This window comes from Mesorhizobium sp. M0664 (assembly GCF_040320565.1).
GTDB lineage: Bacteria > Pseudomonadota > Alphaproteobacteria > Rhizobiales > Rhizobiaceae > Mesorhizobium.
Map to the genome: position 1 here is coordinate 1 of NZ_JAMYPW010000039.1, position 20228 is coordinate 20228.

The 20228-nt window shown below is 61.1% G+C and carries 23 protein-coding genes and 3 pseudogenes; 15 read left to right on the forward strand and 11 right to left on the reverse strand.

Features of this window, described 5'->3' with window-relative positions; genetic code table 11:
- The coding region (locus tag NKI39_RS25695; RefSeq protein ID WP_352835299.1) for an SRPBCC family protein at window positions 1–443 on the forward strand (443 nt) is incomplete at its 5' end.
- 237 nt (window positions 444–680) lie between these two features.
- Window positions 681–905, forward strand: a complete 225-nt coding sequence (locus NKI39_RS25700) for an MAPEG family protein (protein WP_352835302.1) — start codon at window positions 681–683, stop codon at window positions 903–905.
- A gap of 473 nt (window positions 906–1378) precedes the next feature.
- On the opposite strand, the gene NKI39_RS25705 is transcribed toward NKI39_RS25700, so the two are convergent.
- From NKI39_RS25705 to NKI39_RS25715, 3 genes are all read right to left on the reverse strand, one after another.
- Window positions 1379–1678, reverse strand: a complete 300-nt coding sequence (locus NKI39_RS25705) for a DUF1236 domain-containing protein (protein WP_352503690.1) — start codon at window positions 1676–1678, stop codon at window positions 1379–1381.
- A gap of 1032 nt (window positions 1679–2710) precedes the next feature.
- Complete coding sequence (locus NKI39_RS25710) at window positions 2711–2974, reverse strand: BrnA antitoxin family protein (protein WP_352472951.1); 264 nt, start codon at window positions 2972–2974, stop codon at window positions 2711–2713.
- A 491-nt stretch (window positions 2975–3465) separates the two neighbouring features.
- Window positions 3466–3678, reverse strand: coding sequence for a cold-shock protein (locus NKI39_RS25715; RefSeq protein WP_352835304.1), 213 nt, complete (start codon window positions 3676–3678; stop codon window positions 3466–3468).
- 515 nt (window positions 3679–4193) lie between these two features.
- Here NKI39_RS25715 and NKI39_RS25720 point away from each other — a divergent pair.
- Window positions 4194–5066, forward strand: coding sequence for a ferritin-like domain-containing protein (locus NKI39_RS25720; RefSeq protein WP_352835307.1), 873 nt, complete (start codon window positions 4194–4196; stop codon window positions 5064–5066).
- A gap of 362 nt (window positions 5067–5428) precedes the next feature.
- On the opposite strand, the gene soxR is transcribed toward NKI39_RS25720, so the two are convergent.
- Window positions 5429–5854 carry a redox-sensitive transcriptional activator SoxR gene (soxR, locus tag NKI39_RS25725; RefSeq protein WP_502895522.1) on the reverse strand — a complete coding sequence of 142 codons (426 nt, stop codon included), beginning with the start codon at window positions 5852–5854 and terminating at the stop codon, window positions 5429–5431.
- A gap of 94 nt (window positions 5855–5948) precedes the next feature.
- On the opposite strand from soxR, the gene NKI39_RS25730 reads away from it, so the two are divergent.
- The 4 genes and pseudogenes from NKI39_RS25730 to NKI39_RS25745 all read left to right on the forward strand — a co-directional run bounded on the left by NKI39_RS25730 (window position 5949) and on the right by NKI39_RS25745 (window position 8713).
- Window positions 5949–6671: an SDR family NAD(P)-dependent oxidoreductase gene (locus tag NKI39_RS25730; protein ID WP_352835310.1), complete on the forward strand. Its 723-nt coding sequence runs from the start codon at window positions 5949–5951 to the stop codon at window positions 6669–6671.
- Window positions 6668–7789, forward strand: a complete 1122-nt coding sequence (locus NKI39_RS25735) for an S-adenosylmethionine:tRNA ribosyltransferase-isomerase (RefSeq protein ID WP_352835313.1) — start codon at window positions 6668–6670, stop codon at window positions 7787–7789. The genes NKI39_RS25730 and NKI39_RS25735 overlap by 4 nt, the downstream gene beginning before the upstream one ends.
- Window positions 7738–8274, forward strand: a pseudogene (locus NKI39_RS25740) (type IV secretory system conjugative DNA transfer family protein); the annotation flags it as partial. The gene NKI39_RS25735 and the pseudogene NKI39_RS25740, both read left to right, overlap by 52 nt.
- A gap of 10 nt (window positions 8275–8284) precedes the next feature.
- Entirely contained in the window at window positions 8285–8713 is a 429-nt protein-coding gene (locus tag NKI39_RS25745) for a CopG family transcriptional regulator (RefSeq protein WP_352835316.1), read from the forward strand.
- An 82-nt stretch (window positions 8714–8795) separates the two neighbouring features.
- Here NKI39_RS25745 and NKI39_RS25750 read toward each other — a convergent pair whose 3' ends face one another.
- Complete coding sequence (locus NKI39_RS25750; RefSeq protein WP_352835318.1) at window positions 8796–9104, reverse strand: NAD(P)H-dependent oxidoreductase; 309 nt, start codon at window positions 9102–9104, stop codon at window positions 8796–8798.
- Between the two features lie 264 nt (window positions 9105–9368).
- On the opposite strand from NKI39_RS25750, the gene NKI39_RS25755 reads away from it, so the two are divergent.
- Entirely contained in the window at window positions 9369–9899 is a 531-nt protein-coding gene (locus NKI39_RS25755; RefSeq protein ID WP_352835320.1) for a hypothetical protein, read from the forward strand.
- A 23-nt stretch (window positions 9900–9922) separates the two neighbouring features.
- Here the strand turns inward: NKI39_RS25755 and NKI39_RS25760 are convergent, their stop codons facing one another.
- Window positions 9923–10276, reverse strand: coding sequence for a DNA-binding protein (locus NKI39_RS25760; RefSeq protein ID WP_352835323.1), 354 nt, complete (start codon window positions 10274–10276; stop codon window positions 9923–9925).
- Between the two features lie 288 nt (window positions 10277–10564).
- Between NKI39_RS25760 and NKI39_RS25765 the strand changes: the two are divergent.
- The 4 genes and pseudogenes from NKI39_RS25765 to NKI39_RS25780 form a co-directional block, all read left to right on the forward strand.
- A pseudogene (locus tag NKI39_RS25765) lies at window positions 10565–10726 on the forward strand (hypothetical protein); the annotation flags it as partial.
- Window positions 10727–10911: 185 nt separating this feature from the next.
- Window positions 10912–11952, forward strand: a complete 1041-nt coding sequence (locus tag NKI39_RS25770) for a glycosyltransferase family 2 protein (protein ID WP_352835325.1) — start codon at window positions 10912–10914, stop codon at window positions 11950–11952.
- On the forward strand, window positions 11927–12619 hold the full coding sequence (locus tag NKI39_RS25775) for a class I SAM-dependent methyltransferase (protein WP_352835328.1): 693 nt from the start codon (window positions 11927–11929) through the stop codon (window positions 12617–12619). The genes NKI39_RS25770 and NKI39_RS25775 overlap by 26 nt, the downstream gene beginning before the upstream one ends.
- Window positions 12597–13052: a GtrA family protein gene (locus NKI39_RS25780; protein WP_352612683.1), complete on the forward strand. Its 456-nt coding sequence runs from the start codon at window positions 12597–12599 to the stop codon at window positions 13050–13052. The genes NKI39_RS25775 and NKI39_RS25780 overlap by 23 nt, the downstream gene beginning before the upstream one ends.
- Here NKI39_RS25780 and NKI39_RS25785 read toward each other — a convergent pair.
- The 4 genes and pseudogenes from NKI39_RS25785 to NKI39_RS25800 form a co-directional block, all read right to left on the reverse strand.
- Entirely contained in the window at window positions 13049–13681 is a 633-nt protein-coding gene (locus NKI39_RS25785; RefSeq protein WP_352835330.1) for a hypothetical protein, read from the reverse strand. The two genes, NKI39_RS25780 and NKI39_RS25785, sit on opposite strands and share 4 nt — an antisense overlap.
- Entirely contained in the window at window positions 13668–14825 is a 1158-nt protein-coding gene (locus tag NKI39_RS25790; protein ID WP_352835333.1) for a putative hexosyltransferase, read from the reverse strand. The genes NKI39_RS25785 and NKI39_RS25790 overlap by 14 nt, the downstream gene beginning before the upstream one ends.
- A 101-nt stretch (window positions 14826–14926) precedes the next feature.
- A complete protein-coding gene (locus NKI39_RS25795) occupies window positions 14927–15019 on the reverse strand; it encodes a hypothetical protein (protein WP_352542336.1) in 93 nt (30 codons plus the stop codon).
- 2 nt (window positions 15020–15021) lie between these two features.
- Window positions 15022–15141: pseudogene (locus NKI39_RS25800) on the reverse strand (phosphatidate cytidylyltransferase); the annotation flags it as partial.
- Between the two features lie 24 nt (window positions 15142–15165).
- Between NKI39_RS25800 and NKI39_RS25805 the strand changes: the two are divergent.
- The 3 genes from NKI39_RS25805 (at window position 15166) to NKI39_RS25815 (ending at window position 16559) form a co-directional block, all read left to right on the forward strand.
- The gene (locus NKI39_RS25805; RefSeq protein WP_502898610.1) at window positions 15166–15369 is read left to right on the forward strand and encodes a DUF6074 family protein; all 204 of its coding nucleotides are present in this window, start codon (window positions 15166–15168) and stop codon (window positions 15367–15369) included.
- A 106-nt stretch (window positions 15370–15475) separates the two neighbouring features.
- Window positions 15476–16081: a cupin domain-containing protein gene (locus NKI39_RS25810; protein ID WP_352835337.1), complete on the forward strand. Its 606-nt coding sequence runs from the start codon at window positions 15476–15478 to the stop codon at window positions 16079–16081.
- On the forward strand, window positions 16071–16559 hold the full coding sequence (locus NKI39_RS25815; protein WP_352503494.1) for a hypothetical protein: 489 nt from the start codon (window positions 16071–16073) through the stop codon (window positions 16557–16559). Before NKI39_RS25810 ends, NKI39_RS25815 begins: the two co-directional genes overlap by 11 nt.
- A 219-nt stretch (window positions 16560–16778) precedes the next feature.
- On the opposite strand, the gene NKI39_RS25820 is transcribed toward NKI39_RS25815, so the two are convergent.
- Complete coding sequence (locus NKI39_RS25820; RefSeq protein ID WP_352835340.1) at window positions 16779–20204, reverse strand: acyl-[ACP]--phospholipid O-acyltransferase; 3426 nt, start codon at window positions 20202–20204, stop codon at window positions 16779–16781.
- Window positions 20205–20228 lie beyond the last annotated feature (24 nt).

The following is a 20228-nucleotide window of genomic DNA, read 5'->3' on the forward strand; positions in this document are numbered from 1 at the left end:
TCGAGGCACCTATCGCGCGTGCCTTCAAGGTCTTCACCGAGGATTTCGGGAAATTCAAACCTCGCGAGCACAATCTTCTTGCCGTGCCGATCGCAGAGACCATCTTCGAACCCAGGGTCGGGGGCCACGTTTACGATCGCGGCGTGGACGGCAGCGAGTGCCACTGGGCTCGTGTGTTGGCTTACGATCCCCCCGGCCGGCTCGTTCTGAGCTGGGACATCAGTCCTCGGTGGCAGATTGAGAGCGACCTGAACAAAACCAGCGAATGGGAAGTCCGGTTCACGCCTGAGACGGAGAACCGAACCCGGGTCGAGATCGAGCACCGGAATCTCGAACGCCATGGCGAAGGCTGGGAGGGCGTGCGCGTGGGGGTTGATTGCGATCAAGGCTGGCCGCTGTACCTGCGGCGGTTCCAGGGCCTTTTCCCCGGTGCGGCGGCCTGATCCGTCCGCGCCCTTGCGAGCATCACTCGCAAGCACCGTCTGGTCCACTGCGATTCCAGGGAGTGGAGACAACATGGAAGTCTATTGGTTAAGTCTTCTCGGCGTGCTCGCGCGCTGCTTGCTATCGGTAGTGTTGGCAGTCTACTCGGGTTCGTCCAGAGGTTTGCAGGAGCGCTGGCACGACCGGTAGTCCCGGCAGACGACGACAACCGGCTCTATAGGATCGACCGGGTTCACATGAATTCGGTCGAGGCACTGGCGCCCTTTATCGTCCCCGCAGTGCCAGCGATGATGGTTGGTGTTGGAGCGGCCACTTTGGCGATATTGGTCTGGACCCACGTCGCGATACGCCTCCTCCACCTGGGAATCTACCTGCGTGGTGGAAACGCCGCCAAGGGGATAGTGTCAGGACAATCTTGTACGTCTCTGGCGCGCTGCTCACGTTGGCCCTCATCGTTTTGACTGGATGGGCAGCACTCAACTGACGTTCGCCACTCCTTGGAGCCCGCAGTTCACGACTCCAAGCAGCGATCCCCACCCGACCCTTAGTCCTCCGCGTGCCGATTTCAGGCGAATGCCGCCTTGCCCGCTCGGACTCGACGCCCAGCAGTTCGAACTCACTTTCGGGCCTGCAAATCTACCTCGCTCCCGGCGGGGGCATGGCCAAGTGCGCGTGCTTCTGGAAGATGCCAATCTTATCGGGATACGTAATCCGGACCTCGCGTCCGCATTCCTCGCACTTGTAATGGGAAACGACCTGAAACCAGCTGCCGTTCCTGACGACGGCGAAGTTGCAATGCGGGCATTGGAAAGTCAGACCGACGGAGGATAGACTGGGAGAGAGGGACATTGCAGCGCCTCGCATTCTGGAGAGCTCATGCTTGGCTTCCCGCCGCACCCTTCGGCACGGCGGGCGGTCTTCTCAGACGTTCAGGTTACTGGATGACTTTCACGATTTTACGTGTGCCCGGGTCAACGACAACAGTCCGGTTGTCGACCACGACATAGCGATATTTGACGTTGGGGACTTCATGAAGCTCGACGCTGTCCGGGAGCGTCGAGCCGACATTCAACTCTACCCCAGGGACTTTCACCGAAGCGAGTGGCTGCTTTTTCACATATTCCTTGATGACGGTTTCCTGCTGCGGGTCAATGACCACGTCCTGGGCGGCGGCGGCACCGACACCGGCCAGCAGCAGAAATCCTGCCGCTGCGGTGGAAAGATGCATTCTCATAGCTATCTCCTTGTGGGCTCGTGGGCGCAAAACATAGCGCCAAACCGCCCCAAACCTGCAGCTTCTCTAGACGTTCCAAACGGAGCCTTAAGGCTGGCCTTGCGTAGGGACCTAAGTCTGATTCGCTGCGCGCAATGGCCCCGGAACTGCGTCTGTTTGTACTCGGTGCGATCCCTCAAGGGAGGAGCCTATGGAGAACAGTGTTCACAAAGCTCGCTGGCCGCTTGCACCGGTTTTCGCCACCTCCATCACGTTGTTGGTGATTGGAATAGTCGCGAGCTGATGGCCTAGCCAGAAATGACGCTCAAACAGTCCCAGAAATTGTATCTGCGCAGCTAGGGCCCCTTCCTGCGCTGGTGGGATCCGCCCGCCAAATCGAGGAGTGGCGGGCGGATTCTCATTTGCAGCTGCTGAGTGAGCAGGAAGACGGAAACTAACTAGAACGAGGCAACCAAGCCTACGTCGACCGGGCCCCCCTTTCGATCGATGCGTTTTTGAGGTGGAACGTTTCGCGCGGGAAAATTGCATTTCACCAAGTCAAATCAGCAAGTGATTAAAAAGATCGGCAACGACCGCCAGACCCTCACCAAGGCAGTGAAAAGCTGCGGGATCACCATTGAAAAACCCGCCGGACTCCAACCAAGAGTTGGGGATTGCATATCCGGCCTCATGTTCGCTTTTTACACACCGTTGACTCGTGCATCCTGACGGGCACTACACTTGATCCATCGGCTCCTACAGCGACGGTCTTCTGAAGCTTGGGGGGTTAAATGCCTTTCAAACGGGCCGGTCTATACCCATCCAATCAGGACCTTTGCCAACGCGTTTTGGACCAACTCTGCAGTGAGGAGAAGATCGCCCGGTCCCCCCAAGCTGGCCAAATGCTCGCAATGCAAATAGCATTGAGGGGTTCGGTCGCGGCTCGATGAAAAAATTCCAGGATATGCGTCGTCGGTTGTCCAAAGATTCGCAACCGCTTAACCTTATGCTTCCGTTCAACTCCATCTGCGTCGCAGCTATGCACCCTGCCGATCAGTAGTCGTCCGATCGTTTGTCATCGGCATTGGTCGGTTCTTTGGAGATAGCGCGCCGCAAGGTGTCGTTGATCCGATCCTGCCAGCCCGGTCCATCTTCCTGGAAGTGGTCCAGCACGGCCCTATCGATCCTGATCGAAACAAGCTCTCTGATGTTTGGAGCCGACGGTTCGCGAACCGGCGCCGCCGGCTTTTTGATCGGCTTGAAGGCGGCTTCAGCGGCCGACATCGGATTTGTGGGTCGGCGTGGAGGATTTGCCATTTGATGATCCTGACTGGTCATAATGGTTGTCGAGCCGTTCAGTGCGAATGCGCATCATAACCATGTACCGCAGCCCACCCACAAAAAGCAAAAGGCCGGACTGTTGAGCCCGGCCCAAGTATGAAGGCAGCTTAAACCTCCAAAGCGGAACGCGCCGGACGAATGGCAGGAGAATCCGATGCGATGTCCATGTGGGCCAACTCAGGCTATCCCCAATCACATTGCTGTGGGATGCAACAAGCTAAAGTGCTCTGCGGGGCAACGCCACGTGGCCCACTCCTACGCTGGAGGACGCAAACGCGAAAACGCAGGAGGCTTCCCGCCTTCCGTTGCCCGACAAGCTGGTTCACACGATCGTTTCTGATGCGTTGCAGCAATCTGCTGCCCAGGTCTCTCCATCACACCAAGCTCGCGCGCTTTTTACACGGCGGGGTCAGTACATTCGTGACTTGCCGCGCTCCTGCGGCTTTCGCCACGGCGCGCGAGAGAAATCAACCTGCTTTGCGGAGATTGCCAGCAGAAGACTTGCCGGTACGTCGGTCCTGCTCGATGTCGTAGTTGATGTTTTGGCCCTCAACGAGGTTCGACAAACCAGCGCGCTCGACGGCGGAGATGTGAACAAAAACGTCCTGACCGCCATCGTCGGGTTGGATAAAACCAAACCCTTTAGTGCTGTTGAACCACTTCACGGTTCCAGTTGCCATGTGCATATACTCCTTGTGACTTCCCAGCGTGTTTGATCGACGAAGAGGCCAGACCGGTTGATAAATAGACGCAGCAAAAGCGAGAAATCGCGAGGCCCGGATGGATCGACCAGAATACCAACTTCTCTCGGACGGCCCACTCGTCTCACAAGTCGACACGAATTTTCCTTTCCGGCCTGAAGCTCCTCCAGTCATCCTTGCTGTCCTGGGTTATCACGGCCCGTTCGTTTCCCTCCGGCCCTTAGCTTGCCGACTTGCGTTTCGAGTTCTTGGTCGACCGTGCTGACGCGGGCACTATCCGGCTCATAATGTGTCACCTCAATGTCTAGAGTCGAGGCTTGGTCACAAATAGTCGATGCCAACTCCGACGTTACGCGCCCAAAAAGCCATTGATCCGGAGCACGACCCCTGCAAAGTCCGACCTTTAAAGGAACATTTCGCCTATGGCGGAGTTGGGCGCGTGGCCCGCGATCGGACGCCAACAGATGATGCCGGCGGGCTTTTGGGAGGAAGCCATGATACGTGCCATCCCTTCACTCCACCTTTCCCGTCGCCGCGCATTGCAATTTGGGCTGGGAGCCAGCCTCGCCGCCACGACGGGCCTGGCGCCGGTTTCTCGCGCCTATGCCAAGGAGGAAGTGCAGGACGAAGACATCTTCCGCTTTGCGCTCAACCTGGAATACATGGAGGCCGAATATTATCTTCGCGGCACCACCGGAAAAGGCATCGACGCTGCCGATGCCGGTTCCAAACCCGGCGATGTCGTCGGCGGAAAGAAAGTGTCCTTCGAGACACCCGCCATCGGCGAATTCATGCAGGAGGTTGCTGAAAACGAACTCGCGCATGTCCGGTTCTACCGCAAGACGCTTGCAAAGAACGCTGTCGACAGGCCGGCCATCGATTTCGATGCGGGGTTCAAGGCGGTTGCGGAGGCAGCGGGCCTCGGGCGGGACTTCGATCCCTTCGGCAACGAAACGAACTTTGTTCTCGGCGGCATGCTGTTCGAGGATGTCGGCGTCACCGCCTATGCCGGTGCCGCGACGGTTCTGAAGAACAAGGAGTTTCTCGCCGCCGCCGCCGGCATATTGGCGGTCGAGGCCTACCACATGGGAATGGCGCGTTCCACACTGTACCGGAAGGGAGAGAAAGCCTGGAAGGCCGCCAATGCCGTCTCGGACGCACGAGACAAGATCGACGGGCCGGAAGACAAGGACCAGGGCATCCAGGTGAACGGCAAGGCCAATTTCGTTCCCTCCACGCCCGACGCCATCGCGTTCACCAGGACGCCGAAGGAAGTGCTGCGGATCGTCTATCTCACCGATAAGGACGGCGTGAGCAAGGGCGGCTTCTATCCGGAAGGGATGAACGGGACCCTGAAGAGCACCTGAGTCGCTCGCGACAGGCGATCGCATCGCCGGAAGAGATGCAGCGGGCCTGCGGCCGGCACTGCTGGTACGGCTGCGCGACGATCACGACTCAAATCCGCCGCAGGAGTCTTGCGCTCCCGGTTGTCCATCCTAACGATGCCACGCCCGCGGAGCGGGAGCCTTCCATCGCGTCGATTTTGAGCAGCTATTGTTCTGACCCCTTGTTGACCGCGATTTTGAGACAAATGCAGGAGCTGTCCGGTTCAGCGCGATTCCTGAATTAACATCAGGGCCGCCGCGCCCTGACCTTACCGGGCAGCGTCTCGCACTTGGCGAAGTCTTGCGCTGCCGAATTCTGCAATAGGGACAGGCACGCTGCCAAATCACCCCAGCCAATACCTCGGCCCCGGCCCCTTGCGTCCTGCCATATCGGCAGGGTTCGCAAGGCTACACCGGTCCATCGACAGGCAGCCGCAACCGATGCACTCGGTAAGCCCCGACCTCAGGCGCTGCAACTCGGCGATGCGCTGGTCTATGCGCTTGGTCCACTGGCCCGACAACCGCGACCAATCCCGACGCGACGGCACGCGATCGGCTGGCAACTTGGCCAGCTCGGCGCCGATCTCCTCAAGCGTCAGCCCAATTCGCTGCGCGAAGACGATGAAGGCGATTCGACGCAGCACGGATCGCGGGTAGCGTCTGTGTCCCGAGCCGGCCCGCTCGGACGCGATCAGCCCGCGCTCCTCGTAGAAGCGCAGGGCCGATGAGGCGACGCCGCTGCGCCGTGACACGTCGGTGATGGTCAGCATAGAATCCATGCATGAACGAAAGCACAATTCCCGCTTGACTTCAAGTTAACTTGAACTTGTAGCAAGAGGCATACGGATTAAGGGAGCACTGGCAATGCAGACGAATATCGAACTTCAGGGACTTCGCGTGGCGGTCACGGGCGGCACGTCCGGCCTCGGACTGGCGCTTGTGCGGCAGCTTGCCGCACAGGGTGCGTGCGTCGCCTTCGTCGCCCGCACCGCCGCGAACGTCGCACGCATCGCTGACGAGACGGGCGCGCACGGCATTGTCGGCGACGTCGGCAAGAAAGAGGACACTTACTCGATCGCGCTACAGGTAACCGCGAGCCTCGGCGGGCTCGACGTCCTGATCAACAATGCCTCGAGCCTCGGCCCTGTCCCTCTGGCGCTCCTCGCCGATACTGAGTGCGAGGAGCTGGAAACGGCGCTCGCGGTCAACCTGGTCGGCGCGTTCCGGCTGACGAAGGCTCTTTTCGGTGCGCTTGCGGCGTCCGCGCGCGGCGGCCGTGGCGCGCTGGTGATCAACCTTTCCAGCGACGCCGCGGTGAACGCCTATCCCGGCTGGGGAGCATACGGCGCGAGCAAGGCCGGTCTTGCCCATCTGACGGCGATTTGGGACGAGGAGACGAAAGCAGACGGCATCCGGCTCCTCGCGCTTGACCCCGGCGATATGGACACCCCACTGCACGCGCTCGCGATCCCTGATGCTGATCCGGCGACCTTGAAGCGCCCCGAGGAGGCAGCTGCCGAGATCATCGAAAAGATGCTCGACGCGTTGCCGGTCCGCTCTACGCTTCTGGCCGGAGCACATGGATGATTGCCGCCGATCGTCCCGATCGGCGCTCCGCCAGGCTGTTCGTCATCCAGGCGGACGGCACGATGCGCGACCTGCCGCGAGCTGGACTCGCGACGCTGTTCAACCCCGGCGATCTGGTCGTCGCCAATGACGCCGCGACCTTGCCTGCCAGCTTGCACGGCACGCATGTCCCAAGCGGTGAGGCGATCGAGATCCGCCTGGCGGGCTGGCTATCACTTCCCGATCCAACCCGATTCGTGGCGATTGCCTTCGGCTCGGGCGATCACCGCACGCGCACGGAAGACCGGCTGCCTCCACCTCCGCTGTCACCAGGCGATCGCCTCCGGCTCGGCTCGCTTGACGCCGTCGTCGAGCGCCTTCTCGACCATTCACGCCTTCTCGAGTTGCACTTCCCAGGCAATCGCGCAGCGGTGCTTGCAGGACTGGCGCAGCACGGCCGGCCGATCCAATACGCGCATGTTCCCGAGCCGTTGGCACTGTGGGATGTTTGGACGAAGATTGCCGCCGGGCCGGTCGCGTTCGAGGCGCCATCGGCAGGCTTCGCGCTCGACTGGCGCACGCTCCAAGCCTGGCGTCGGCACGATGTTGGCTTTGCAACACTCACGCATGCTGCGGGAGTCTCTTCTACCGGCGATCCCGCGCTCGACTCGCGCCTTCCCTTCGACGAGCCATACCGCATCCCTGGGCACACCGCGGCGCAGGTCGCGTGGGCGAAGCTGCGCGGCAGCCGCATCATTGCGATCGGCACGAGCGTAGTGCGCGCACTTGAGGCAGCCGCCAATCCCGGCGGCAATGTGCGTGCCGGAAATGGCATTGCGACAGGGCGCATCGCGCGGGGCACGCGGCTTCGCGTGGTCGATGCGGTTCTCACGGGCGTCCACCAGCCCGGCGAAAGCCATTTCGCGCTCCTGCGCGCCTTTGCCGACGATGCTCTGCTCGCCAAGGCCTCCGCGGCCTTCATCGCGTATCGATACCGCGCGCATGAATTCGGTGATTCCATGCTGCTTAATCGCCAACCGCTGCTTCTATCGCGCGAACGGAACCGCGCCGAGGTGCTCCCGAGAGCGCCATGCGCAACTATGCGGGCCATCGGCTCTCGCCCTGGCTTGGCCATCTGATCGTGTCGCGCTCCGAGACCGCCAGACCGTTGCTGACCCGGGCGAGATCATGCAGCTCCCGCCCGCCGACGAGATCGTCATGGTGGCGGGCACGCCGCCGATCCGCGCGAAGAAGGCACGCTACGAGAATCGCCGTTTCAAGGACCGGATCATGGCGCCGCCGGTGCTTACCAGGCCGGCACAGCCGGGCACGGACGACTGGAGCCCGGCTGCCGCTTCGGGCCAGGCCGGCGAGCATCGTGTCGGCCGACGCAGCCGGCGCCGCAGACATCGGCGACGAAGATCCAACGGGATCGGAACGGCGTCAACAGCCCGAGCTGAACCGCGCCGCGCCGGTGGAGAAGAGGGCGCCGATCGAGAACGATTTCGACGGCGGCTTCGATGACGAGGCCGATGACGACACTGCGCGGATCAGCCGCGGCAACCAGATTATGCCGGGCATGGCCCGCCAGGTCTCGCTCGATCCGAACGACGGCATGGAGCTGCGAGGCGCCCGTGGCCAATCCGTCGAAGAAGCAGCGCCTGTCGGTCTGTCTCGAACCCGAGGTGATGAAGGCGCTCGCGGCCCACGCGGCACGACGTGACCAATCGCGCACGCTGATTGCAGAGGCGGCCATCGCATCCTTCCTGTCGCCGGACGCCGCCGAGCGACAAGAGGCCGCGACGACCAAGCGCCTCGACCAGCTCGATCGCCGCATGCCGCTCATGGAGCGCGAGGTCGGCATCTCGGTCGAGATGCTCGCCGTTTTCGTGCGCTTCTGGCTTACCACCAATCTGCTGCTGCCCGGGCCGGCGCAGGCCGCAGCAAGGGCTCAGGCTGGCGAGCGCTACGACGCCTTCGTCGCGGCGCTGGGGCCCAGACTCGCCAAGAACCCAAAGCTGCGGCAGGAGATTTCCGAAGATATCCCGGGCGACCCTGTGTAGCGACTAGGCGACCCCGCTGGTCGCTCCGCCTGGAGCGCAGCGAACACGTGCGCAAACAGTCCAGCCGATGACCGCTTCACGATCAAAACTCAAGCGCGAGCCGTTCTGCCTCGAACTTTGCGTTCGCACGCGCCGCCTGCTCAGCTTCAAGCCCAAACAGCGTGCGCTCGATCAAAATTGAATCGATATCCGTCACTCCGATCAGCTTAAGCCGAGCCTCGACGTAGGGTCTCTGGAAATCGTAGCTCTCGCCCGGCGTCCAAGTTGAAGTTGGCGCATAGTCCAAGCCCCGAGCATAGATCACGGCGGCTCGATTGGCTTTGACCCGGCCCGCGAATCCGTCATCGTCGAATGAGAACAGCACATCCTTCTGCGAAATGAGGTCGATCAACTGCTCTGCGAGCACTTTCGGAGAACGAGGGGCTGCCGGCCTTGCCGGACGTCACATACGTTCTGAGAGTTGCACCCGGCGAACCTTCGACTGCTGTTTCAGCGCTCATAATTGTCATACAGGGCGCATCGGGTATGAATACTGCGGCTTGAATTGCCAGGGCATCCCGACCTCCCGGGATCGCGATCCGATCCTGACGCAGTGGACCATCTGTGTGCAGATACGATACGCCGGAAATTGCCCTCGCAGGTGCCGCTCGCATTCATGACCAGCAAATGGCGACGGCGTGTGCGCTCTGATGGCACCCATATCGACCTGCGCGCCTGGGAAGTGGCGGTTCTCGTTCATCTGCGGGAGCGCCCCTTGCGGGCCGGTGATATCTGGGTCGATGGTAGCCGCGCATGGCGCAGTTTCGAGGATTATCTTGTGCCTCGGCCGATCTTCGCCCTGATGCGCGCCGCAGGACGGCTCGGGCCTGCAATCCCCGACAGCTGTGCGGAGTGGCGGGCCGAGCGCACCGCCACACTCGACGCAAAATTGAAAGGCCGATGGCGATGCGACCAGTCAAGGCCCCGTCCGGGTCAGCAATCGGATGTCGCTCCCCTCGATGCGCGCATGCATCCGGTACCCGTCATACTTGATCTCGTGAAGCCAATCGGGGCCGTCGGGCGCTTCGTCGACCAGGCGCGTCAGCTGAGGCTCGATCCATTTCGGCGGATGCGTTTTATTCGGCCTGAGGGATCCACCGTCTTCCGCGTCAATGGAGATAAAGCGTCGTCATGCGGGCCCACATGATGACGATATATCCGCTGCAGCTTCTATCGGAAATCCCGCGTCTTCACCTTGAGGCCGTCGATGTGCTCGTATGGATCGACGATGTTTCGGCCCTTCGGCAGGCTCCGCGGATCGACACCCGGCGCGCCGTGATGGGCTTCGCCACCGCGGCCATGCGGCACGGGAAACGGCGTCTCGCGGTTTCCCAGGCTGGCCAGCTCGGCTGACGGGTCGGCCAACTGATGCGAGACGAGATGCACCACCTCCCCTTCCCGCTGGATGCGGCCGCGCACGCCGAGCATGGCCGACGAAAGAAGCACGCGACGGGATTTCTCGAATACCTTGACCCAGACGACGACGTTGGCGGCGCCCGTCTCATCCTCCACGGTGAGGAACATGACGCCTTTGGCCGAGCCTGGCCGTTGCCGGACCAGAACCAGGCCGGCAGCCTCGAGCCAACTTCTGTCTCGCGCCTGCATGGCCTCCTGACAGGTCACGATGCTGCGCCGGCGAAGATCGGCACGCGCCGGATGGCTGCGCAAGGTCAGCCCGATATGGCCATAATCCTCGACAACGTCGCGGCCGGCCGTCATGGGCCTGAGCGCAACAACAGGCTGGTGGATCTCGGGCAAAGTCCTCTTCTCACGGCAAGCAGCGGCCGCAAACAGCGGCAGAGGTTCGTCGCGAAACCGGCAACGCTGTCCAACGGCGTGCGCACCCTGGTACCGCTATACATCAGCGCCGGCACCCGCGTCGTGGTGATGACTGCCGATGGCGCCTACGTGGAGCGCGCGAAGGAGGGCGTGCAGCGATCTTCAGGGCGGTCAAACAGCTTTGTGCTGGCGTAGTCGCCAGACGAACCTCGCTGGCGACCTATCGAGTTCGCGCCTCGGTGCGGACGCTCATCTCTCACTGAGAACCGGCATTTAATCAAGAACTAGCTAAATTAGCAGTTTCTTGCACACCTTTGGAACTTTGTAGCTTTCGTTACATTTTCAACCGCATGCGAGACTCTGTGGTCCACGGCCCTGGAATGACGGTGAACAGATCACCGCCTCGCTACTCGCTCGTCCTGCCCATATACAATGAAGAACAGGTGCTGCCTCGGCTGATCGAGCGGATCAGTTCGCTTATCGACCGGCTGGACGGCGAAACCGAGGCCATCTTCGTCGATGACGGAAGCCTCGATGGAAGCGTCGAATACCTCCAAAAGGTGGTTGCCGCCGAGCCGCGCTTTCGGCTGATCGAATTTTCCCGCAATTTCGGCCACCAAGTGGCGATTACCGCCGGTATGGATGCCGCTGCGGGCGATGCCGTCATCGTCATGGATGCCGACCTGCAGGATCCGCCGGAAGTCGTTCTCGATCTGGTGGCCAAGTGGAAGGAAGGCTTCGAGATCGTCTATGCCCGCCGGGTCAAGCGCGAGGGCGAATCCTGGTTCAAGCGCTTTACGGCAAGTCTTTTCTATCGCCTGCTGGAGAAAATGACGTCGGTCGATATTCCGCGAGACGTCGGCGACTTCCGCCTGGTCGGCCGCAAGCCGCTGGAAACCTTCAAGCGTATGCCCGAACATGACCGCTTCGTCAGGGGCATGTTCGGCTGGATGGGCTTCAAGCAAACGACCGTGCCATTTGAGCGCCACGCGCGAACCCTGGGCCAGACCAAATACCCATTCTGGAAGATGGTGCACCTTGCGGTTCACGGCATCGTCAGTTTCTCCGAGAAGCCCTTACGCCTGGCGCTCTGGGGCGGATTGGCCATTTCCGCGCTTGCGGTGGTCTTTGGCGCCTATGCCATCTTTGCCTCGTTTTTTGAAACCGGCATCATTGCCGGGTGGACATCCACGGTGGTGATCGTGTCGCTCCTGTGCGGCATCAATCTTTTCATGACCGGTGTGGTCGGGCTCTACGTTGGCAGCATCCACGCCGAGGTGAAACGCCGCCCGCTTTATGTGATTAACCGGCTCACCGGCTTCGACGAGGCGATGCGTACCGTCTCTGGTGACCGCCGCCTATCGTTTCACAAGCCCAGGAGTGGAGTCCCCGCCAATGGCCGAACTCTTCGACAGCTATAATTCCAACTACGGCGAGGCGGTCGAAGGGTCCATCCGGTTTTCCGGACTCGGGCACGACTTCTTCCTTGTCGCCAAGGCGGACCTGCTGCGGCGTCTGGTGGTCGAGCGAAAGCTTCGGCGGGGTGGGGCGGCTGTAAGGGCGCTGGATATCGGCTGCGGCGTCGGTTCGCTCCACCCCTACCTCGACGGCGCTTTCGACAGCCTCGATGGCTGCGACGTGTCGGAGCAATCAATTTTGCGCGCCGGCCAGGACAATCCAGGTGTGACCTATAGGGCCTGCAGGTCGCCGAGTCTGCCCTACGAGGATGGCGCGTTCGATCTGGCTTTCGCCACTTGCGTCGTCCATCACGTTCCGCCCTCCTCCTGGTCCGATTTCTTGCTGGAATTGCGGCGTGTCGTGCGGCCAGGTGGCGTCGCCTGCATCATCGAGCACAATCCCTATAATCCCCTGACGCGTCTTGCGGTGTTCCGGTGTCCGTTCGACCACGACGCGGTCCTCCTCAACGCTGCCAACGCAGCGTCCCTCTTTCGGGAGACCGGGTTCCGGGACATCCGATCCGAGCATTTCCTGCTGCTGCCGTCGGCAAGGCCTTTCGCCAGAAGAGTCGAGCGCGCGCTCGCGTCGCTGCCGCTTGGAGCGCAGTATGCCTGCAGTGCGCAAGTCTGAGGGGCCCTCGACCAGCGACGCCGGCCTGAAACTGCTGGTGCGTTTCGGATCGGTCGGCATCGCTGCAACGATCCTATATGCAGTGATGGCCACCGCTTTGGTCGAATGGCAACGGTTCGGCCTCTCGCCGGTCGGTGCCTCGCTCGCAGCTTATACCGCTGCCGCCCTGTTTTCTTATCTCGCGCACAAGTTCGTGACCTTCGCGTCGAGCGGATCGCATCGATCGGAGGCTCCGCGTTTTCTCTTGCTGACGGCAACCGGCTTCGCGGTGGCTTACGCGGCGCCGGCGCTTTTGACGGCGAAACTCAGTCTGCCGCCGATCATTTCCATCCTGGTTACATGCTTGCTTGTTCCAGCGGTCAATCTCCTCATGCTCGACCGCTGGGTTTTTGCGCAGCGAAGACGCGGCCAGCAGCGCGATCGCCCGCCCTAATCCGCGTCAATGGGATCGAGCCGGAGCGACAACAATTTGATGGAGCGCTTATAGATGTTGCTGGCGGCAGGAGTTTGCGGAATGCCGTCGAGGTAGTCGAAGGCAATGTCGAGTGTCTTGGCCTCGCCGAGAGCCGCCGGTGGGATGACGAACGAGACGGTGCGTGGCTCTTTGCCGGACAGCGTCACCGCATGCACCCGAACGCCGTTCACCGAGATCACAATCCTTTGCGTGATCTGTGGCGGACGAATGACGGCGGCCATTTGCAGCGTGGCAGTCAGGCCGTCGCGAAGCGGCGGTATGTCCAGGCGAAGCCGCGAGGTCTCGCCCAGCGAATGGGTGCCGTCGGCTACCGGCCCCGACCAGCCACAGACCATCATGCCGGTTGCCTTTTTGGCTCCGTCGGACCGGAACGACACCGTCTCGCCAAGTGTGTAGCTGCCGACCGCATCGCGATTGAGGCAGGTCGTCGTCCGGTCGATGTAATAGGCGCGATAGTCGGCATTGACGTCTGGATTGAGAGCAAGCGCAAGCATGATGATTTCCGCCCCGGCCAGAACCGCCGCCAGCGTGTAGCCGCCAAGCGAGGCCGCGCGCCGATGCGGGCCCGGAGTGCTAGACCAGGGCAAGATAGCCCCCGATCCACGCGACGGTCATGAAATAGCAGGCGCCCAGGAAGAGACCCAGAGCCGCAAGAAAAGTCAGCTTCGACGCCGACAACAACGTGGTCAGCAATATTGTCAGAGGCGCAAGCCCAACGACGTATCTGACCATCGAGGCCAGGTTCGTGATCAGCGGCGAGATGATGCAGCAGGCGCAGAACAGCGCGGCGCCATATTGCCTGCGAACCGCCAGAACCGCCGATAATGCCAGTCCTATGAGTGCGGCGAGCGCGCTCCATTGCGGCGCCGTAGGCAGCCATCCAGTCGTCGGAACGGCCGAGAGTCCATCCCATATGAAGGCGAGCGGATTGCCCGCCACACGTCCAAACGCACGCTGGACGTGCAGGAAGGCAAAGCCGTCCCCGACCGTCAGATAGAGGAACAGGATGTAGGCGAACAAGCCGGCAGGCGAGATGAGGATTGCAACGAGCAGATCCGGTCGGCCAAGCACCCAACGTGGGAACGAAAGCGCCGATCCGCCCTTTGCGCGGTAATCTCTGAACATCTGAATGACGGTCGCAAATACAACAAGCACTCCGACCAGCCTGGTTGCCGACAGCAGAGCCGATGACAGCCCCGCGGTCAGATAGCTGGAGCGTTTGAGTGCCAGAAAAACGCACGACGTCAGGAGCACGAAAAGAGGTTCGGTCAGGAAAGTCGTAAAATGAAAGGAGAACGGGCCGCTGAGCAGAAAGGCGCAATATAGCACATAAGCGCGCATGTTCTTCTCGAGCAGCGGCCACGCCACCAGACAGGCCGCGTAGCTGCACGCAACCGATGTGATCGACGCGAGCAGTATCGTCGGCAAAGGGAAAACAGACCGGATTGCCGCCACCAGCATCGGATAGAATGGGAAGAAGCCCCAGCGTCCGACATTGCTCTGGTTTGGAATGGGAAAGCGCTCATAACCGTGTTCGGAAATGTCGACATACCACGCGCAATCCCACCGGCAGAGCGCCTGGGCATAGGCTGCGAAGCCTGGTTCCGCCGAGATCGAGGCAAATGCCGCATAGCGGATGGCCAGTCCACCGACGACGAATAGCAGCGGCACCACCACGACCGCAATAAAGCGGCCACCGGCGTTCGGACGCGCGACAGCTTCGAGCGCCATAATCTGCCTCCACCCGTTCAAGTGACTGGCGCCACTCAAAGCTAGATGACGCGCGCCCGGGCGAATTCAAGGCATGCAACGCGGCTCAGATGGCGATAGAGCTACCCCGCGCTTCTGAGCCAGACCAGCATCTCGCCGGGGTCGCGATTGTCCCAGGTAAAGTACGGCACGGCGGTGAGTTTCGCTTCCGCCACCGCGCCAGGAGATGCCGGCCGAACAGCTTGCCGAAGATAAATTGCAGCACGTCGCTGCCTTGCACGGTGATGATCAGGAAAGCGATCAGCAACAGGTTGCGGCCTTCGAAGCTTGGGCGATCCGGTGAGGTGATCGATCATTCAACATAAGCGCGTTTCCGCTGAATCGGCGGCGGAAATTGGTCGAAGGTATCGCCCGGGTCCTGGAATCCAAAAACCTGGAGGACGCGAATGCCTTCTGGCGCAGCACCGCCAAGACAATTCTCGTTCAACTCCGGCAGGCACAAGCTGAGCGGCCGACATGCGGGCGCTTCTCTGAGTTTCAGTTCTCCTCACGGGCCGCAGCTTAATAGCGGCCATTCGGCAAAAGGAACAAAGTGCGGTGTCGCTGGTTGAGATTTGTTGAGACCAGAGCGGAGGCTTTCGCCGCTGTCTCATCCAGCGCAAGGATTCGCCGTGGGCATTCTCGAGAGCCTGAAGAAAGCTACCGAGCAGGCGACGGGTATCGCGCGACCGAGAAAGCAAGATCTCGCCGAATTTGTGAAGATGAAGAAGCCACTCGAATTTCGGTTCAAGGATGACGGCCTCGTGCCGAACCACCCCTTCTGGCCGTTTGTCGTCTATCGCGGCGCCGTAAGGTCGGTGGAACAATTTGATTCCGCAGCCGTGCCGGAAGAGCTTTTCGAGGCCAATGGCTGGTGTAGCGGCTGGCGGGACGGCATCTACCACTACGTCCATTACCATTCCCGCAAAAATGAAGTGCTTGGGGTTGCGGGCGGCACCGGCAAGGTTCGGTTCGGGGGCAACAGGGGCCGTACATTGTCCTGGAAGGCCGGCGACATGGCAGTTCTTCCGGCCGGCACCGGTCACCAATGTCTCTCCGAGTCTGCTGGTTTCCTGGTGGTCGGCGCTTATCCCGCATCCGAGGCTTATGACGAATGCACGACAGCCCAGGAACATGAGCGGGCATTACGAACGATTCCCAAGTTGGCCGTCAACGCAAGGATCCGGTCTATGGGAGCAAAATGCCGCTGGTGTCAGTGTGGAAAAAATGAAGCTTGAAGATGAAGTCCGCCACGTTTCCGAAGACTTGGACGATGATGTACTGAGTGACGCTGTGCGGGCGCTGCATCGTCGGGTGAAGATCGTTCATGATTTCGATATCCCCTACATTGCTGGCTACAGCAAAGATGGCAGGACGATTTATATCGATCGCCATATGCCTCGCACTATGGATTGGAAATCGGCCAAGGTCCGGCTTGCCCCATTTCTGCTAACGCACGAAATCGTTGAAAAGGCGCTCCTAGACGAACTCGGGCTTCATTATCTGCACGCGCATCAAATCGCTCTTCGAGCCGAACGCGATGCAGTGAAGGCGGCGGGTGTTGGCTGGTCCGCTTACCAGGCCTTCAACAAAAAGAACGAAAAACCGATCTCCGAAGAGAAGCTCAAGAAGATCCCCAAGGATCTTGACCTGACGCCCTACCGCGACATGAGTGACTTTTCAACGCTCGAGCGTCTGCTGAAGGCGCAACGATAGCGGACAAGCCAATGGTCCTCGCTTGCCAGTTCTATGACCGCCGCCTCGACAGTTCAGCATCGACGAGCTCGCGGCACATGTGCAAATGAGCGCATCGACCCTGCACCATCGTTTTCGCCAGCTGCAGCTCGTTCGCGTGGCGCTGCGTGCACCGAACTTTCGCGGTGGTCCCGTGTTCTCAACCGAGATACACAAAAGTTACCCGTAAAAGCGAGTCGTTCAAGCCGCTTGGGTTTTCATGTCTTCGCCGCTCACCATTTTGATCACAGCGGAGAAATCGAGCTTGCCTGAGCCGAGGACAGGCACTTTCGCAACGACGCGCACTTCGGCCGGCACCATCAGGTCCATGGCGCCGTTGGCCCTGGCGAAGGCCAGGAATTCGGCACGCGTGGCGTTGACAGCCTCGGTAATGAGGACCAGCTTTTCGCCCTTGCGCGCATCTGGCACGGCGGCGACTGCCGAGAGCGAGCCTTTCCACAATTCGCCCGCCAGCGCCTCGACGGCGGCCAGCGAAACCATCTCGCCACCGATCTTGGCAAAGCGCTTCGCGCGGCCTCGAATGGTGATGAAGCCGACGTCGTCGACGGCGACCACGTCACCGGTGTCATGCCAGCCGTCTTCGAGCGGCTCGAGCACGCCCGGCTTCTCGGTGCGCAGATAGCCCGCCATGACATTGGGCCCGCGCACGAAAAGCCGTCCGCCATCCTCGACGCCAGGCACCGGGTCCAGGCGGTACTCCATACCCGGCATGATTTTGCCGACACTGCCGGAGCGGTTGTACATCGGCGTGTTGATAGAGATCACGGGCGCGGTTTCGGTCACGCCATAGCCTTCGAGGATGCGCAGGCCGAACTTTTCCATATAGGTCGCGCGCGTAGAAGCCTTGACCGGTTCCGCGCCGGCAAAGCAATAGCGCACTGAGCGGAAGTCGTAAGGGTGTGCCGTACGCGCATAGCCGCTGAGGAACGTATCGGTCCCGAAGATGATCGTCGCGTTCGATGCGTAGACCAACTCCGGCACCATGCGATAGTGCAGCGGGGAGGGATAGAAATAGACCGGCACGCCCGAGATCAGCGGCAGCACCGTACCTGCTGTCATGCCGAACGAGTGGAAGATCGGCAGCACGTTGAAGACCTTGTCGCCCGAATGGAAGTCGATACGCGAGGCGGCCTGGGCGGCATTAGCCAGGATGTTGCGATGGGTGAGCACCACGCCCTTAGGCGTGCCTTCAGAACCTGAGGTGAACAGGATCACCGCCGGTTGGCCGGGCTTGCGGGCGACCCGGGGTGTATTTTTGCGCAAAAGGCCGAGCAGCTTGTCCTTGAGGCCAATGGTGGCCCTCAGATCATCAAGCCACACAATATCTACCGAGCGGCCGAGTTCCTCGACCACGGCGCCAAGTTTCGCTTGTTCGACAAAGGCGCGTGAAGTCAGCACGGTGCGCACCTCGGCGGCCTTGCAAGCGGAGAGGATGTTGGCCGCACCGGCAGTGAAGTTCATCATCGCCGGAACCTTGCCGGCGGACATGACGCCGAGCAGCGTCGCACAGGCGCCGTTGGCATTGGGCAGCATGATGCCGAGCGTCTGCTGGCCGGCATAGAGGTTCTTGAATTTCTCGCCAAGCACGGCGGCGGCTGCCAGCAGCTTGCCGTAGCTCAGCGAACCGGTGACGGGGTCCTGCACGGCCAGTTGCTTCATGCCGCGTTCGCTCGCCGTCTGGATGATCTTCTCCAGCACAGTCTTGTCGATGTCCTGGGTGCGGAAGACGAGATCCGACATGACCTGGTAGAGGGCAGCACCCGCCGCTGCGCGGCGCTTCCGGCCCTTGAGGTCCGGCGGTACTTCAAGTTTGGCCGGTTCTAGTATCGTCACCCTGACCTTTGGGAACAGCTGGCGGCGCACATGCAGCGAACTCAGCCGCGAAAAATAGCTCTTCTCCAGGCCGTCGATGCGCACTGGCACGATCATCGAGCCGGTCTTGTCGGCCACCATGGCGCCACCGTCATAGACCTTCATTAGGCCGCCGGTCACGGTGATCCGGCCTTCGGGGAAGATGACAAGCGGATCGCCGCCTTGCACGGCCTTGATAAGCGTGCGGGTCGACATCGGCTTGGCCGGATTGAGCGGCAGGGCGCGCGCAAGTTTCATGAACGGCTTCATCCACCAGGCTTGGGCGATGGTGTAGTCGATGGCAAACACCGGCTCCTCATCCGTCAGCGTCAAAGCCAATGGGCCGTCGAGGAAACTGACATGGTTGAGCGCCAGGATGGGTGCCGGGCCGGCCGCCTTAAGGTTTTCCAGCCCCTCCACCTCCAGACGATGGAAGGCTCGGAACAGAATGGAAACGAAGTCGCGGAAGGCGTTGGTTGGCAGATATCTCAGCATCAGCCAGGCGGCGACCACGTTGAGTGCGGCGATGCCGAACAGGATACCTCCAGTGGAGACGCCCACTGCTTGAATCGCGGCGACAAGTATGCCGCCCACCGTCATGAAGCCTGCATTGACGATGCTCACCGCGGCGACGACGCGAGCGCGGCTGGCTTCGGGCGCCCAGGCTTGTACGGCGGCGAAGGTTGGTACGACAAGAAAGGCGCTGGCAATAGCCATGCCGGCAAGGTCGATCGCAACATGGACCGTGTTTGGCCCGGCGAAGAATATTGCGAGCGTTTCGGCCCCGATCGAAGGCTGCATGCTCCAGATGATCCAGGCCAGGTCCAAGCCGAACAGTGCCATCAACGCAGTGCCAACCGGGGCTGGCAAGAGCACGATGCGGCCCTGCGACATCCATGCGGCTATGGCAGAGCCAATGGCGATCGACACGGCGAACACCGCGAGATAGGCGGTGACAGCGATTTCTCCGCCACCGAGCGAATCCTTGACCAGTGTAGGCAGGATCGAAAGGACAATGGCCCCGATCAGCCAGAACCACGACGTCATCAGTCCGGCGCGCCAGATCCGCTTGTCGGCACGCAAACCGTTCACCTGTCGCCAGGTCGAGCGAAAGATGTTTTTGTCGATGACTAGGTCGGGAGCCGCAGAACCGGTGGACGGGATGTAGCGGCTGACAAACCAACAGGCCACGGCAAGGACCATCATGATCGGCCCGAATACCGAGACCCCAATGCCATCGGCCGAGACGACGCCTCCGGCGATAGTGCCGCCGAGGATGGCGGCGAAGGTTGCCGATTCGATCCAGGCATTGGCGCGGGGCAATTCCTTGCGCTCGAGATGATCCGGCAGGATGCCGTACTTGATCGGTCCGAACAGTGCCGAGATGATGCCGAACATGAGCAACGCGATCATCAGCACCGGGATCGACGACAGGGTGATTCCAACGACAGCGACAGCCGCAGCGGCGATCTCGGTGAATTTCAGCCGACGGGCGATGAGCGCCTTGTCGAACCGGTCGGCGATCTCGCCACCAACGGCGGACAGGAGCAGGAAAGGAGCCATGAAGACGGCACCCGCCAGCGTAACCAGTGATGCAGCCTTGTCCGCCGCCAGGGTGAACAGAATAAGGAACACCAGCGTGTTCTTGAGGAAATTGTCGTTGAAGGCGGAAAGGAACTGCGTCCAGAAGAGAGGCGCAAAGCGCCGTGACCTCATCAGATGGCTAGTCGTATGGCCGTTCGTGGCGATTTCCATTGGGGCGGCTTCCATTGGGCAAGA

What these genes read in the sequence shown, in the direction of transcription:
- NKI39_RS25700 (WP_352835302.1), top strand. Translation starts at nt 681, where the DNA reads ATGAATTCGGTCGAGGCACTGGCGCCCTTTATCGTCCCCGCAGTGCCA.
- NKI39_RS25705 (WP_352503690.1), bottom strand. Translation starts at nt 1,678, where the DNA reads ATGAGAATGCATCTTTCCACCGCAGCGGCAGGATTTCTGCTGCTGGCC.
- NKI39_RS25710 (WP_352472951.1), bottom strand. Translation starts at nt 2,974, where the DNA reads ATGGCAAATCCTCCACGCCGACCCACAAATCCGATGTCGGCCGCTGAA.
- NKI39_RS25715 (WP_352835304.1), bottom strand. Translation starts at nt 3,678, where the DNA reads ATGGCAACTGGAACCGTGAAGTGGTTCAACAGCACTAAAGGGTTTGGT.
- NKI39_RS25720 (WP_352835307.1), top strand. Translation starts at nt 4,194, where the DNA reads ATGATACGTGCCATCCCTTCACTCCACCTTTCCCGTCGCCGCGCATTG.
- soxR (WP_502895522.1), bottom strand. Translation starts at nt 5,854, where the DNA reads ATGCTGACCATCACCGACGTGTCACGGCGCAGCGGCGTCGCCTCATCG.
- NKI39_RS25730 (WP_352835310.1), top strand. Translation starts at nt 5,949, where the DNA reads ATGCAGACGAATATCGAACTTCAGGGACTTCGCGTGGCGGTCACGGGC.
- NKI39_RS25735 (WP_352835313.1), top strand. Translation starts at nt 6,668, where the DNA reads ATGATTGCCGCCGATCGTCCCGATCGGCGCTCCGCCAGGCTGTTCGTC.
- NKI39_RS25755 (WP_352835320.1), top strand. Translation starts at nt 9,369, where the DNA reads ATGACCAGCAAATGGCGACGGCGTGTGCGCTCTGATGGCACCCATATC.
- NKI39_RS25760 (WP_352835323.1), bottom strand. Translation starts at nt 10,276, where the DNA reads ATGTTCCTCACCGTGGAGGATGAGACGGGCGCCGCCAACGTCGTCGTC.
- NKI39_RS25770 (WP_352835325.1), top strand. Translation starts at nt 10,912, where the DNA reads ATGACGGTGAACAGATCACCGCCTCGCTACTCGCTCGTCCTGCCCATA.
- NKI39_RS25775 (WP_352835328.1), top strand. Translation starts at nt 11,927, where the DNA reads ATGGCCGAACTCTTCGACAGCTATAATTCCAACTACGGCGAGGCGGTC.
- NKI39_RS25780 (WP_352612683.1), top strand. Translation starts at nt 12,597, where the DNA reads ATGCCTGCAGTGCGCAAGTCTGAGGGGCCCTCGACCAGCGACGCCGGC.
- NKI39_RS25790 (WP_352835333.1), bottom strand. Translation starts at nt 14,825, where the DNA reads ATGGCGCTCGAAGCTGTCGCGCGTCCGAACGCCGGTGGCCGCTTTATT.
- NKI39_RS25815 (WP_352503494.1), top strand. Translation starts at nt 16,071, where the DNA reads ATGAAGCTTGAAGATGAAGTCCGCCACGTTTCCGAAGACTTGGACGAT.
- NKI39_RS25820 (WP_352835340.1), bottom strand. Translation starts at nt 20,204, where the DNA reads ATGGAAATCGCCACGAACGGCCATACGACTAGCCATCTGATGAGGTCA.